This is a genomic window from Actinomadura latina NBRC 106108 (assembly GCF_001552195.1).
GTDB lineage: Bacteria > Actinomycetota > Actinomycetes > Streptosporangiales > Streptosporangiaceae > Spirillospora > Spirillospora latina.
Genome location: NZ_BCQS01000005.1, coordinates 591,800 through 606,043, shown reverse-complemented (window position 1 = coordinate 606,043; position 14,244 = coordinate 591,800). Strand labels below are relative to the sequence as shown.

Genomic DNA, 14,244 nt, shown 5'->3' with positions numbered 1-14,244 from the left:
GTGCTGGAGGTCACCGACCTGGCAGTCGGTTACGCGGGCGGTGTGCGCGCCGTGCGCGGCGTGAGCTTCGCGGTCGGGGCAGGGGAGGCCCTCGGGATCGTCGGTGAGTCCGGAGCGGGCAAGACCGCGCTCGCGCACGCCGTGATGGGCCTCCTCCCGGACGACGCCGGAGTGACGGGATCGGTGCGCCTGCGCGGTCGAGAACTGATCGGGCGCTCCGACGCCGAACTCTCCCGTGTGCGCGGCGAGGACATCGCGATGGTGTTCCAGGAGCCGGCGCTCACGCCCGTTCGCACCGTGGGCGACCAGATCGCTGAGGCCGTCCGAGCCAACTCCGAGGTCACGCGGGCGGCGGCGCGCGCACGGGCCGCCGAGTTGCTCGACCTGGTGGGGATCGCGGCAGGGCGGGGGCGCGCCTACCCGCACGAGTTCTCCGGCGGGATGCGGCAGCGCGTGATGATCGCCATGGCCATCGCCAACCGCCCCCGCGTGATCCTGGCGGACGAGCCGACGGCCGGGCTGGACGTGACCGTCCAGGCACAGGTCTTGGACGTGCTCCGCACCGCGAAGGAGGCGACCGGTGCCGCGATCGTGCTGATCACACATGACCTGAGGCTCGTCGAGGGCTTCGCCGAGCGCGTGATGGTGATGCGTGAGGGACAGATCGTCGAGACCGGACCGGTAGAGCGGATCTACCGGGAGCCGCGTGCCGCGTACACGGTCGAGCTGCTGCGTTCCATGCCTCGCATAGAGGACAAGGGCGCGTCCCAGCCGCGGCCTGAGCGTCCTGTTGTGCTGCGGGTGGACGGCCTTGTCCGGCACTACCCCGTCCTCAAGGGGACGCTGGTGCGTCGCAGGGTCGGGTGTGTGCGCGCCGTGGACGGCGTCGGATTCGACGTCCGGGAGAGCGAGACCCTCGCGCTCGTGGGCGAGTCGGGATGCGGCAAGACCACGACCCTGATGGAGATCCTGCGACTGTCGCAGCCGCAGGAGGGGCGTGTGGTCGTCCTCGGCCGGGACACGGCGTCATTGAGCGCGTCCCAGCGGAGGTCCCTGCGGCGGGATGTCCAGCTCGTGTTTCAGGACCCCGTCGCGTCGCTCAACCCCCGGATGCGCGTGGCCGACATCATCGCCGAACCTCTGACCGCGCACAGGTTCCCGTCCCCGCTGATCAGCAAGCGTGTCAGGGAATTGCTGGACCTGGTGGGGCTGGCGACCGATCACGCACGGCGCTATCCCCACGCACTGTCCGGCGGGCAGAGGCAGCGTGTGGGCATCGCCAGGGCGCTGGCCCTGCAACCTCGCCTGCTCCTCTTGGACGAGCCTGTCGCGGCTTTGGACGTCTCCGTCCAGGCGAGTGTCATGACCCTCCTGGAGAGCCTCCGTGACCTTCTCGGACTGACGTGCCTGCTCGTCGCCCACGACCTTGCCGTCGTCCACCGGATAGCCGACCGGGTCGCCGTCATGTACATGGGCCGCATCGTGGAACTGGGGGCGGTGCAGGACGTGTACAACGCGCCCGCCCACCCCTTTACACGCGCGCTGCTGGACGCGATCCCGCTGCCTGATCCGTCCCCAGGGCGCCGTCGCCGTGTCCCTCTACAAGGAGATCCCCCCGATCCCATGTCATCACTTACGGGATGCCGTTTCCGTTCTCGCTGTCCCCGCTACCTCACGCTCGCCGAAGCGGACGCGCGCCTCTGCGACGAACAGGAACCGGAACCGCGGCACTGGGGCGGTCAAGGCCGGTCGGTCGCCTGCCATCACGCACTGGTCGAAGCCGGGGCCGACCAGTGAAACGGATACTCGGCTCAGTTCTCCTGGCCATCGCCCTTGTGCCCGGATGCAGCGGCCCGGAGCGGCACGACGTGACCGACGCGTCCGGGCGACTGCCGGCCGCTGATGTCAATCCCACCCCGCGCGACCGCATCGAGAACGGCGGGACGCTCCGATGGCCACTGCCGGAGTTTCCGTCACAGTGGAACTTCAACCACGTCAACGGCACCAAGGGCGCGGTCGAACACGTCATCCAGGGCGTCCTGCCGTATCTGATGCGCGCGGGCGAGAAGGCCGTCCCGCATCCCGTCCCGGAGTATCTGGAGTCGGCCACGCTGAAGCGCACCGGTCGCGGCCAGATCGTCACCTACAGGCTCAACCCGAGGGCCACGTGGTCCGACGGCCGTCCTATCGGATACGCCGATTTCGTAGCCCAGGCCCACGCGCTCTCCGGACACGACCCGCGTTACGAGGTCTCCAGCGTCTCCGGCTACCGCCTGATCGACGACATCGAACGAGGGCCTCGCGAACACGAGGTGAAGGTGCGGTTCGCCCAGACGTACGCCGACTGGCGAAGCCTGTTCAGCCCGCTCTACCCGGCCGCCGCCTACTCCGGCCCGCGCGCGTTCAACACAGGCTGGACGAACCGGCTGCCCGTCACGGCAGGTCCCTTCAAAGTGCAGCGGATCGACCGCACCGCCAAGACCGTCGTCCTGGCCCGCGACCCGTCGTGGTGGGGCGCACCCGCAAAACTCGACCGCATCGTGTACCGCGCGATGGACACCAGCGCGATGCCCGGCGCGTTCGCCAACCGCGAGATCGACCTGATGGACATCGGGCTGGACGCGGGCGCGATGCGACGCGTCAAGGACGTCCCCCAAACCGCCATACGCCGCGCGGGGGGACCCGACTGGCGGCACTTCACGTTCAACGCCGCCGGCCCCGTCCTGTCCGACGTGCGCGTGCGGCGCGCGATCATGCTCGGCATCGACCGGCGGGTCATCGCGCGGTCCGACCTGTCCGGTCTCGGCGTCCCCGTCCAGACGCTCGGCAACCACTTCTACGTCAACACCCAGGACGGCTACCAGGACAACTCGGCCGCCCTCGGCGGCTACGACCCGGCACGCGCCGAGCGGCTCCTCGACGAGGCGGGCTGGCGGCGGCACGGAAAGTACCGCGCCAAGGCCGGACGCACTCTCGCACTGCGGTTCGTGATTCCGGCCGGGGTACCGGTGAGCAAGCGCGAAGCGGAACTGACACGGGCGCTGCTCGAACGAATCGGTGTCCGGGTGGACATCAAGCCCATCCCTGCCGACGACGCCCTGGACACCTACGTCACGCGGGGCGGCTTCGACATCGTCCCGTTCTCGTGGCTGGGCACGTCGTTCCCCGTCTCGCCCATGAGAGCGGTGTTCGCACGACCGCGCCGCGGACACGTCCAGCAGAACTACTCCCGCACTGGGACCGCCGCCATAGACACGGCCATGGACCAGGCCATAGCGGAAGTCGACCCGGTGAGGATTCACGCCCTCGTGAACAGAACCGACCGGCTCATCTGGCGCCAGGCGTCGGTGCTGCCGCTGTACCAGCGTCCGCAACTCGTCGCCGCGCGCGCCGACCTGGCCAACCTGGGAGCCTGCGGCTTCCTGGAGCCCGCCTACCAGGACATCGGCTTCACAACCCGCTGAGGCCCGAATCGGTCAGGGGTAGGCGAGCTGGATGCCCTTGCGGTCGCTGGTGTAGCGCGCGTTCCAGACATACAGCCGGAGGTCGTCGGCGGAGAGGTCGTCGTTGACCGGGAGGTCGGAGGCGATCCGCACGACGTAGGAGGCGCCGCCGGGCATCATCTTGCTGCCGCTGTCGTCGACGGGCGCCTTCGCCCCGTCGATCCGGGTGGTGATCCTGCTGTGGTTGGGGAGCGTGCACATGTCGGCGGGGATGCCCGCCTGCGGCATGCACCGCTCCTGCGCCGCCTTGGGCACCTTCGCCCTCGGCATGAACAGGTCGGCGGGGAAGTCCAGCAGCACCGCCCGGCGCTGGGTGTTGGTCAGGATGTAGTCGGCGTAGGCGTACGTCGTCCCCGACGGCGGCGCCTCGGTGGCGCCGAGCGGCTGCCGGTCGGTCCCGGCGCGGACGGCGGCCAGGCTGTAGCCGTAGCCCTCGGGCGTCGTGAAGTTCACCGGCGGGCCGGCGTCCGGCGCGGGGGCGGCGGAGTCCGGCTGGGCGCTGTCGCCCTGGCTCGCGAGCGTCGGCCGGGCGGCCTCCTCGGCGCCGTCCGCGCCGGGGCGCAGCACGAGGATCCCGGCGGCGATCGCGGCGATCCCCACCGCTCCGGTGACGGCCCCGGCGAGGCCGAGCCTTCCCGCGCTGGTCTTCTTGCTCCGGCGGTGCGACGAACGGTTCGGCTGGTAGCTGTTGGACATGATGGTGCGTGCTCCCTCGGGCCTTCTCCAGGCTCAGTAAGCGCGTCCTGTCGTGCTGCGGTCGGCAACGGCGGCTGGACACGATACAGGACGCCCAGATCGACGGGACGCCCGGATCGGCGGTGGTCCGGGCCTGCGGGTTACGAAGGACGCGCGACGAGGGCGTCGCGGCCGAGCCCCCGCAGGGAGGCGTCCAGCACCTGCGCGGTGTGCGCGACCGAGATGCCGGCGCCGCGCCGGCGCAGCGCGGTGGCGATCTGCATCGAGCAGCCGGGGTTGGCGGCGACCAGTAGTTCGGCTCCGGTGGCGTCCACGTTCACCGCCTTGCGGTCGCCGAGGTCTCCGGCGGCCTCCGGCTGGAACAGGTTATATGTTCCGGCGGACCCGCAGCATATGTCCGGTTCGGCGATCTCCCGCACGGTCAGTTCGGGAATCGCGGCCAGCAGCGCCCGGGGCTGGCTGCGCACGCCCTGGGCGTGGGCGAGGTGGCAGGCGTCGTGGTAGGCGACGGTGACCGGAAGTGGCCTGCGTTCCGCGCGGGGCCCGAGCTCCACGAGGTACTCGGCGAGGTCCCTGGTCTTCGCCGACAGCGCCCTCGCGCGCTCCTCCCAGACGGGGTCGTCCGCGAGCAGCGCCGTGTACTCCTTCATCGCGGACCCGCAGCCCGCCGAGTTCACCACGATGACGTCGACGGCCTCGAACGTCTCGACCGTCCGGCGGGCGAAGGCGCGGGCCTCCTCCGCGCGCCCGGAGTGCATGGACAGCGCCCCGCAGCACCCCTGGTTCCGGGGGATGACGACGTCGCAGCCTTCGAGGGCCAGGACGCGGGCCGTCGCGGTGTTGACGCCGGGGAAGAACTCGCTCTGCACGCAGCCGGTCAGCATCCCGACCGTGGCGCGGCGCTCTCCGCGCGCGGCGACCCGCTCCGGGAGCCTCGGCGCCTTGCCGAGGGGCGGTGCGAGCCGTTCCATCGCCGCGATCGACGGCGACAGGCGCTCCAGGATCCCGCTGCGCCGGACGAAACGGTCCAGCCCCGACTTCTGGTAGGCGCGCAGGGGACCGCGTAGCGCCCGCAGCCTCCGCTTGTACGGGAAGAGCTGGAAGACCATCTCCCTTATGGCCCGCTCCTTCAGCGAACGCGGATGCTCGCTTTCGACGTCGGCGCGGGTGTGCTCGATGAGCCGGTCGTACTGGACCCCGGACGGGCACGCCGTCACGCATGCCATGCATCCGAGGCAGGCGTCGAAATGCTCGACCATCGGCCCGCTGAGCGGTGCGCCCTCCACCCGCTGCTGCATGAGGTGGATGCGGCCCCTGGGGGAGTCCATCTCCTCGCCCCACAGCACGTACGTCGGGCATGTGGGCAAGCAGAAACCGCAGTGGACGCAGTCGTTGAGCAGGTCCGGGAGGTCGTCTTGAGTGCCCATCAAATGCCTCCCACAAAGCGGCCGGGGGACAGCCGGTGACTCGGGTCGAACTGGTCTTTCACGCGCCGCATCAGCGCGAGCGCCGGAATCGGCCCCCACAGGTCGATCTCGCGGCGCACCTCTTCCGGGGCGTAGCGGACGACGGCGTGACCGCGGTGGCGGGCCAGCACCTCCCTTAGACGGCCCAGGAGGTCGGCGACGTCTTCCGGCGTCGTCCCGGCGGCCAGGCCCACGTGGCCATGGCCGCTGCCGCTCCACGTGGTGGCGACGCCGGGGCCGAGCAGAGTGAGGACGTCGCGGAGCGAAGGCGGCGGTGCGCTGATGTCGATGAGCGTGGTGCCGTCCGGGTAGCGTCCCCAGCCGTCCGGCGCGGTGTCGGAGATCTCGGCGTTCTCGCCGAGGAGTTCTGCGGCCTGCCCGGCGCGCGCGGCGACGCCGTCCGGCACGCCTTCCACCAGTACCGCGACCGTCCCTGGGCCGATGTACTCGACGGCACTGGGCGCCACAGGAGAGTGAAGGACGCTCTGGACGGCATCATGCGCGTCCTCTGCACCGTTCACGGCGCACACCACGTACGCGGAGGCGGCGGCGATCGGATGCAGGCGGAACGTCGCCTCCACGATCAGGCCCAGGGTGCCGTACGAGCCGGAGAAGAGCCGGCCGAGGTCGTATCCGGCGACGTTCTTGACGACCTTGCCGCCCGACCGCGCGACCTGGCCGTCCGCCCGGACGACGGTGAGGCCGATGACCAGGTTCCGGGGCGTCCCGTACATCGTGCGCAGCGGGCCGGCGGCGCCGCTCGCGATCGTCCCGCCGACCGTGGAGCCGGGCAGGGGGACGTCGAGGGCGAGCCGCTGGCGGCGTTCCGCGAGCCGCTCGCCGAGCGCCTCCATGGAGAGGCCCGCCTCGGCCTTGGCGACGAGGTCGCCGGCCGTGTGCTCGATGAGCCCGTCCAGCCGGTGGGTGTCGACCAGCAGATCGCAGCGCTCGGGGGGCGCCCCCCAGTCGAGGCGGGTCTCGGCCCCCCGCGGGACGACGGCGAGCCCCTTCTCGGCGGCGACGCGCATGACGTCGGCGGCCTCGGTCAGATCCTTGGGCGCGGCGACGAACGCGGGCTCGACACCGAGCACGCCTTCCGCGGGATCACCGGGGCGTACATCGGCGCAGACCTTCGCCAGGGCGTCCAGAGGCCGCATCAGAAGATGTCCGCCTTTCCCTCGTACGGGTGGGGGCCCTTGCGTTTGCCGGGCACCTCGCCGCACAGCCGCGGCGTGGGGAAGACCTTGCCCGGGTTGCACAGCCCCGCCGGGTCGAACCCGCAGCGGACCATCTGCATCGTGTCCAGGTCGGTGTCGGTGAACATGCGCGGCATGTACCGGGCCTTGTCGACCCCCACGCCGTGCTCGCCGGTGATGGAGCCGCCGTGCTGGATGCACAGGTCGAGGATCGCGCCCGACACCGTCTCGGCGCGCTCCTCCGCGCCCTCCTCGGCGTCGTCGAACAGCACCAGCGGATGCAGGTTGCCGTCGCCGGCGTGGAACACGTTCGCGACCCGCACGCCCGACTCGGCCGACAGCGCGTCGATGCTCGCCAGCACCTGCGGCAGGACCGTCCTCGGGATCACGCCGTCCTGGACGAGGTAGGCCGGGCTGATCCGGCCGACCGCCGCGAACGCCGACTTGCGGCCCTTCCAGATCAGCGCGCGCTCCGCGTCGTCCGCGGCGATCCGGATCTCGAAGGCGCCCGCGTCCCGGCACAGCCGCTCCACCTCGGCGAACTGGGCCGCGACCTCGGCGTCCGGGCCGTCCAGCTCCACGATCAGCACGGCCGCCGCGCCCGCCGGGTACTCGCAGCGCACCGCCGCCTCGGCCGCCTCGATGGCGAGGGCGTCCATCATCTCGATCGCCGCCGGGACGACGCCCGCACCGATGATCGCCGACACCGCGGTGCCGCCCGCCTCGATCGAGTCGAACGCCGCCAGCAGGGTCTGCACGGTCTCCGGGACCCGCGTCAGCCGCACCGTGATCTTGGTGGTGATGCCGAGCGTGCCCTCCGCCCCGACGAACACGCCGAGCAGGTCGTAGCCGGGCGCGTCCGCCGCCAGCTCGACCAGCTCGCCGTCCGGCGCGACGACCTCGCAGGCCAGCACGTGGTGCGCGGTGAACCCGTACTTCAGGCAGTGCGCGCCGCCCGAGTTCTCCGCCACGTTCCCGCCGACCGAGCAGATCTGCTGGCTGGACGGGTCGGGCGCGAAGTAGTACCCGTACGGCCGGACGGCGCGCGTCACGTCCAGGTTGATCACGCCGGGCTCCACCACGGCCCGCTGGCCGGGGATGTCGATCTCCAGGATCCGGCGCATCCGGGACGTGACGATCAGCACGCCGTCCGTGCGCGGGAGCGCCCCGCCGGACAGCCCCGTCCCGGACCCGCGCGCCACGTACGGCACGCCCGCCGCCGCGCACTCGCGCACGATCTCCGCGACCTGCTCGGCGGTGTCGGGCAGCACGACGATCCCGGGCGTCGACCGGTGGTTGGTGAGGCCGTCGCACTCGTACGTGCGCAACCGCACCGGGTCGGTGATCACCCATTCCGCCCCGGCTATCCCGGCGAGCCGCGGCGCGAGCCCTGTGAGCATGGATTCCATCCCTACCACCATCCTCCGCCCCCCGGCACCCCCGCAAGATCGGGGCCGGGCGGCCGGCGGCCGCCCGGCTCCTCGTACCGTGGCGCGTCCTTACGGGAACTGCTGGTAGGCCGGGGTGGTCAGGAACTCGGAGTACTCGTCGGCAAGGGTGACCTCCTTGAAGAGGGTCACGGCCTGGTTGTAGCGGGGCTCGTTGTAGGCATCGCCGAGCTCGGCGCGGATCTTGCCGAGCTCCTCGTCCAGGAGCTGCTCCACCCACTCCTTGGTGATCTTCTTGCCCTCGGCGGTGGAGACGCCGTTGTAGATCCACTGCCACACCTGGGAGCGGGAGATCTCGGCGGTGGCCGCGTCCTCCATCAGGTTGTGGATCGCGACCGCGCCGGCGCCGTCCAGCCAGGTGGCGAGGTAGCGCAGCGCCACGTCGACGTTGCCCCGCACGCCCGCCTCGGTGATCTCGCCGGGGGTGTCCTTGACGTTCAGCAGGTCGGCGGCGGAGACCTTGACGTCCTCGCGGAGCCGGTCGCGCTGGTTCGGCTTGTCGCCGAGGACGCCGTCGAACACCTCGCGGCAGACGGGGACGAGGTCGGGGTGGGCGACCCAGGAGCCGTCGAAGCCGTCGCCGGACTCGCGGGTCTTGTCGGCGCGGACCTTCTCCAGCGCGACCTTGTTGACCTCCTCGTCCCGGCGGGACGGGATGAACGCCGCCATGCCGCCGATCGCGTGCGCGCCGCGCTTGTGGCACGTCCGGACGAGCAGCTCGGTGTAGGCGCGCATGAACGGCGCGGTCATCGTGATGGCGTTGCGCTCGGGGAGGACGAACTCGGCGCCCCGGTCGCGGAACTTCTTGATGACGGAGAAGAGGTAGTCCCAGCGGCCGGCGTTCAGGCCCGCGGAGTGGTCGCGCAGCTCGTAGAGGATCTCCTCCATCTCGAACGCGGCCGGGATCGTCTCGATCAGGACGGTCGCGCGGATCGTGCCGCGCGGGATCTCCAGGTGGTCCTGGGCGAGGTTGAACGCGTCGTTCCAGAGCCGCGCCTCGAGGTGGCTCTCCATCTTCGGCAGGTAGTAGTAGGGGCCCTTGCCCTTGTCCAGCTGCCGGCGGGCCGAGTGGAAGAGGTAGAGGCCGAAGTCGAACAGCGACCCGGACATGGGCTCGCCGTCGACGAGGAGGTGCTTCTCCTCCATGTGCCAGCCGCGCGGCCGGACGACGATGGTGGCGAGCTCCTCGTCGGCCTTGAGCGCGTAGGACTTGCCGCTCTTCCCGTCGGTGAAGTCGATGGTGCGGTCGAGGGCGTCCCGCAGGTTGAGCTGGCCCTCGACCATGTTGGTCCACAGCGGGGTGTTGGCGTCCTCGAAGTCGGCCAGCCACACCTTCGCGCCGGAGTTCAGCGCGTTGATCGTCATCTTCCGGTCGGTCGGGCCGGTGATCTCGACGCGCCGGTCGACCAGGCCGGGCGCGGGCTCGGCGACGCGCCAGGAGTCGTCGTTGCGGACGTCCGCGGTCTCGGGCAGGAAGTCCAGCGTCCCGCCCGCGGACAGCTTGCGCTGCCGCTCGGCGCGGGCCTCCAGGAGCTCCTTGCGGCGGGCGCCCAGCTCGCGCTGGAGGGCGGCGAGCAGGCCGAGCGCCTCGGGGGTCAGGATCTCCTCGTACCGATCGCCGAGGGGTCCGGTGACCTCGATGCCTTCCAGTCCAGCCATCTGCTCGCCCTTTCGTATGGTGAAATTCGACTTCTGTTACGTGGAGAACGGTACTCGGCGGTGCGAGGGCCGGTCAAAGCGGGTGTCCCGATGGATCTCCCCGCGCGCGCTTACGTCAACCCAGTGCGGAAACCATGGCGATAACCGGGTGACCCCGGGGAAGGCGCGTGAGACGATCGCCGGGAAGATACGGCCGCGAAGCGGCGTTCTACTGAGGACATATGACTCAACCTTTCTCTGCAGACCAGACCCAGGCCCAGGACCAGTTCGAGCGGGACGAGCGGGACGAGCTCGAGTACGAGCCCATGACGGGTGAACTCGACCTGGAGGACCGCCGCGCACTGCGCCGCGTCGCGGGCCTGTCCACCGAGCTGACCGATGTCACCGAGGTCGAATACCGCGCCCTGCGGCTGGAGCGGGTCGTCCTCGTGGGCGTCTGGACGGAGGGGACGGCCGCCGAGGCCGAGAACTCCCTGCGCGAGCTGGCGCTCCTCGCCGAGACCGCGGGCTCCGAGGTGCTCGAAGGGCTCGTCCAGCGCCGGTCCCGCCCCGACTCCGCCACCTACATCGGCTCCGGCAAGGCCGCGGAGCTGCGCGACGTCGTGATCGCCACCGGCGCCGACACCGTCATCTGCGACGGCGAGCTGGCCCCGAGCCAGCTGCGGCACCTGGAGGAGACCGTCCAGGTCAAGGTCATCGACCGGACCGCGCTCATCCTCGACATCTTCGCCCAGCACGCCAAGAGCCGCGAGGGCAAGGCGCAGGTCGAGCTCGCGCAGCTCAACTACCTGCTGCCGCGCCTGCGCGGCTGGGGCGGCAACCTGTCCCGGCAGGTCGGCGGACGCGCCGCGGGCGGCGTCGGCATCGGCGGCCGCGGCCCCGGCGAGACCAAGATCGAGCTGGACCGGCGGCGGATCCGCACCCGGATGGCCAAGCTGCGCCGGCAGATCGCCGAGATGGCCAAGGCGCGCGACACCAAGCGCGGCGAGCGCCGCCGCCACCAAGTGCCCGCCGTCGCCATCGCCGGCTACACCAACGCGGGCAAGTCGTCCCTGCTCAACCGGCTCACCGGCGCCGGGGTGCTGGTGGAGAACGCGCTGTTCGCCACCCTGGACCCGACCGTCCGGCGCGCCGAGACGCCCGGCGGGCGCGCCTACACGCTGGCCGACACCGTCGGGTTCGTCCGGCACCTGCCGCACCAGCTCATCGAGGCGTTCCGGTCGACGCTGGAGGAGGTCACCGACGCCGGGCTGATCCTGCACGTCGTGGACGGCTCCGACCCCGACCCCGAGGCGCAGATCGACGCCGTGCGCGAGGTGCTGCGCGAGATCGACGCCGCCGGGATCCCCGAGATCATCGTCATCAACAAGGCGGACGCGGCCGACGACCTCGCGATCGCGCGGCTGCAGCGCCGCGAGCCGCACAGCGTCGTGGTGTCCGCCCGCACCGGGTTCGGCATCGAGGAGCTGCGCGAGTCCATCGAGGCGGACCTGCCGGGACTGGAGAGCGAACTCCACGCCCTCGTGCCCTACGAGCGCGGCGACCTCGTCGCGCGGGTGCACGAGCGCGGTGAGGTGCTCAAGCAGGAGCACGTCGCGGAGGGCACCGTCCTGCACGCCAGGGTGCCCGCCGTGCTCGCGGGTGAACTCGCCCAGTACGAGACCGTCTCGCCGACGTCCTGACCCGACGTCCTGACCCGTGCGCCTGACCCGCGTGTCCTGATGCGCACGCCCCGACCCGAAAAACGCCGGCCTCTGTGTTTCCCGGAGGCCGGCGGTTCCGGGTCACTCTTACGGTCGCTTCGGACCGGTCGGAACCGGCTGAAGGGCCATCCTGGTCGCCGAACGGTGACAGCTTGTCCAATCCGCTTGACGGGCCGGTTGAAATCCGTACGGTCATAGAGCTAGGGGCGGGGTGATGGCTGTCGATGCGCTGCTACCAGAGGTTGTCGGACGGGCGTCCGGTGCACTACCGTGACGAAACCGATATCTCCGGTCTCGTTGCCAGCGGTGGTCGTCCGGCCACCCGACCCTCCAATGGTGAGTCGCCGGCATCCAGCCGGTGTTTCGGATCGAGAGCAGGTGGCCATGGCAGGTCCGAACACTGGAACGAGGGCGGGCGGCCCCCTCCAGCGCCATCCCGCGCCGAGGCGCGCACGGCTCCACCCAGGTCGGTGACCCTATGACGGTACGGCTGTTGACGAACATCGGCAGGCTCTGGACGGGCACCGACGTCTGCAGCAACGCCGCGGTGCTCATCCACGACGACCGGATCGTCTGGGCCGGGCCCGCATCCGACCTCCCGCAGAGCGTCCCCGGCATCATCGACGACATCGTCGACGTCGACCACGTCGAGAACCTCGGCGGCGGCCTCGTCACGCCGGGGCTCATCGACGCGCACTCCCACCCCGTCTACGCGGGCAACCGATGGGCCGAGCTCGCCATGCGCACCAGCGGGTCGTCCCACTCCGCGATCACCGCGGCGGGCGGCGGCGTCAACTCCACCGTCACCGTCACCCGGGGGACCGACCCCTGGACGCTGTGCAACGGCGTTCGCGAACGGCTCCGCCAGTGGATCCTCGCCGGCACCACCACCGTCGAGGCCAAGACCGGCTACCACCTCACCCGCGACGGCGAACTCGCCGACATCCGGATGCTGCGGTCGCTGGAGGGCGAGCCGTCCATGCCGCGCATCCACGCGACGTTCCTCGCCGCGCACATCCTGCCGCCCGAGTTCTTCGGCCGCCGCCGCGACTACATCGAGGCCGTCCGGCTGTGGGCCGGCGACGCCGCCGTGGCCGGCGCCGACTCCATCGACGTCTACTGCGACGAGGGCCACTTCACCGCCGAGGAGGCCCGCGCCCTGCTGCTCACCGGCAAGCGCGCCGGGCTGAAGGCCCGCATGCACGCCTGCGCCAACGAGCGCATCGGCGCCGCGCAGGTCGCCGCCGAGGTCGGCTGCGCGTCCGCCGACCTGCTCACCCAGGCCAACGACGACGACATCAAGGCCCTCGCGCACGCCGGCGTCACCGCCACCGTCTGCCCCGGCAGCTCCCTCAACAGCAGCCGCGCGCCGGCGCCCGTCCGGCAGATGCTCGACCGCGGCGTCACCGTCGCCCTCGGCACCGACCACAACCCCGGGCAGTGCGGTATCACGTCGATGCCGCTCGTCATCGGGCTGTCCGTCGCCATGTTCGGGCTGAGCGTGACCGAGGCCCTGCGCGCCGCCACGCTCGGCGGCGCCGCCGCCCTGCGCGTCGGCGACCGCGGCTCGCTCGCCCCCGGGATGCTCGCCGACATCGTCCTGTGGGACGCCGACCACGAGGGCGCGTTCGCGTGGGCGTTCGGGCTGCGGGCGCTGCGCATCTGGCGCGGCGGCGTGCCCGTCCAGCCCTGACGTCCCGTCCCGGCGGGGTAGTCTCGCCACCATGGTCAGTGCGGTCGCGGTCGTCACGGATTCCACCGCCTACCTCCCGGCCGGGCTCTCCGAACGGCACGGGCTGACCGTCGTCCCGCTGCAGATCGCCGTGGGCGGCACCGCCCGCGACGAAGGCGACATCAGCACCGCCGAGGCCGCGCAGGCGCTGAAGGAATGGCGCCCCATCACCACGTCGCGTCCCGCACCGGAACGCTTCGCCGACGTCTACAAGGCCGCCGCCTCATCCGGCGCCGAGCACATCGTCTCCGTGCACCTGTCGGCGGCCCTGTCCGGGACGGTGGAGGCCGCCCGCCTCGCCGCGCGCGACGCGCCCGTGCCCGTGACGGTCGTCGACAGCGGCACCATCGGGATGGGGCTCGGCTTCGCCGCCCTCTCCGCGGCGGCCACCGCCATGTCGGGCGGCACGGCGGAAGCGGCCGCGTCCGCCGCCGCTCGCCGGGCCGGACTCACCCGGTCCCTCATCTACGTCGACACCCTTGAGCACCTGCGGCGCGGCGGCCGCATCGGCGCCGCCGCCACGCTCCTCGGGTCGGCGCTCATGGTGAAGCCTCTGCTCGACATCGCGGACGGACGGATAGCGCCGCTGGAGAAAGTGCGCACGTCCTCGCGCGCGCTCGCCCGGCTCGAAGAACTCGCCGTCGCGGAGGCCGGCGACCGCAGGGTCGACCTAGGAGTCCAGCACCTCTTCGCCGCGGCCCGCGCGGAAACCCTCGCCGCCCGCCTCCGCGAACGCATCCCGCGGCTGGAGGACGTCTACGTCGGCGAGGTGGGCCCGGTCATCGGCGTCCACGTCGGCCCCGGCATGCTCGGCGTCGTCGTCGCTCCCCAGCTCTGACGT

General features: G+C 71.5%; 10 protein-coding genes. 5 read left to right on the top strand and 5 right to left on the bottom strand.

What is annotated here, in order from left to right:
• Both AL2_RS09115 and AL2_RS09110 read left to right on the top strand, forming a co-directional pair.
• The gene (locus tag AL2_RS09115; protein WP_067631868.1) at positions 1–1,797 is read left to right on the top strand and encodes a dipeptide ABC transporter ATP-binding protein; all 1,797 of its coding nucleotides are present in this window, start codon (positions 1–3) and stop codon (positions 1,795–1,797) included.
• Positions 1,798–1,868: 71 nt separating this feature from the next.
• The gene (locus tag AL2_RS09110) at positions 1,869–3,464 is read left to right on the top strand and encodes an ABC transporter family substrate-binding protein (RefSeq protein WP_245666463.1); all 1,596 of its coding nucleotides are present in this window, start codon (positions 1,869–1,871) and stop codon (positions 3,462–3,464) included.
• 12 nt (positions 3,465–3,476) lie between these two features.
• On the opposite strand, the gene AL2_RS09105 is transcribed toward AL2_RS09110, so the two are convergent.
• The 5 genes from AL2_RS09105 to aceB form a co-directional block, all read right to left on the bottom strand.
• Positions 3,477–4,199, bottom strand: coding sequence for a hypothetical protein (locus tag AL2_RS09105; RefSeq protein ID WP_067631865.1), 723 nt, complete (start codon positions 4,197–4,199; stop codon positions 3,477–3,479).
• Between the two features lie 140 nt (positions 4,200–4,339).
• Positions 4,340–5,626 carry a (Fe-S)-binding protein gene (locus AL2_RS09100; RefSeq protein ID WP_067631863.1) on the bottom strand — a complete coding sequence of 429 codons (1,287 nt, stop codon included), beginning with the start codon at positions 5,624–5,626 and terminating at the stop codon, positions 4,340–4,342.
• The gene (locus tag AL2_RS09095; RefSeq protein ID WP_067631862.1) at positions 5,626–6,822 is read right to left on the bottom strand and encodes an FAD-binding oxidoreductase; all 1,197 of its coding nucleotides are present in this window, start codon (positions 6,820–6,822) and stop codon (positions 5,626–5,628) included. Before AL2_RS09095 ends, AL2_RS09100 begins: the two co-directional genes overlap by 1 nt.
• Positions 6,822–8,270: an FAD-linked oxidase C-terminal domain-containing protein gene (locus AL2_RS09090; protein ID WP_067631860.1), complete on the bottom strand. Its 1,449-nt coding sequence runs from the start codon at positions 8,268–8,270 to the stop codon at positions 6,822–6,824. The genes AL2_RS09095 and AL2_RS09090 overlap by 1 nt, the downstream gene beginning before the upstream one ends.
• Before the next feature lie 90 nt (positions 8,271–8,360).
• On the bottom strand, positions 8,361–9,968 hold the full coding sequence (gene aceB, locus AL2_RS09085; RefSeq protein WP_067631858.1) for a malate synthase A: 1,608 nt from the start codon (positions 9,966–9,968) through the stop codon (positions 8,361–8,363).
• Between the two features lie 221 nt (positions 9,969–10,189).
• On the opposite strand from aceB, the gene hflX reads away from it, so the two are divergent.
• The 3 genes from hflX (at position 10,190) to AL2_RS09070 (ending at position 14,241) form a co-directional block, all read left to right on the top strand.
• A complete protein-coding gene (gene hflX, locus AL2_RS09080) occupies positions 10,190–11,650 on the top strand; it encodes a GTPase HflX (protein WP_067631856.1) in 1,461 nt (486 codons plus the stop codon).
• A 499-nt stretch (positions 11,651–12,149) separates the two neighbouring features.
• Positions 12,150–13,364, top strand: coding sequence for an imidazolonepropionase (gene hutI, locus AL2_RS09075; RefSeq protein ID WP_067631854.1), 1,215 nt, complete (start codon positions 12,150–12,152; stop codon positions 13,362–13,364).
• 31 nt (positions 13,365–13,395) lie between these two features.
• Positions 13,396–14,241 (top strand): DegV family protein, encoded by an 846-nt coding sequence (locus AL2_RS09070; protein ID WP_067631852.1) that lies wholly within the window; start codon positions 13,396–13,398, stop codon positions 14,239–14,241.
• Positions 14,242–14,244 lie beyond the last annotated feature (3 nt).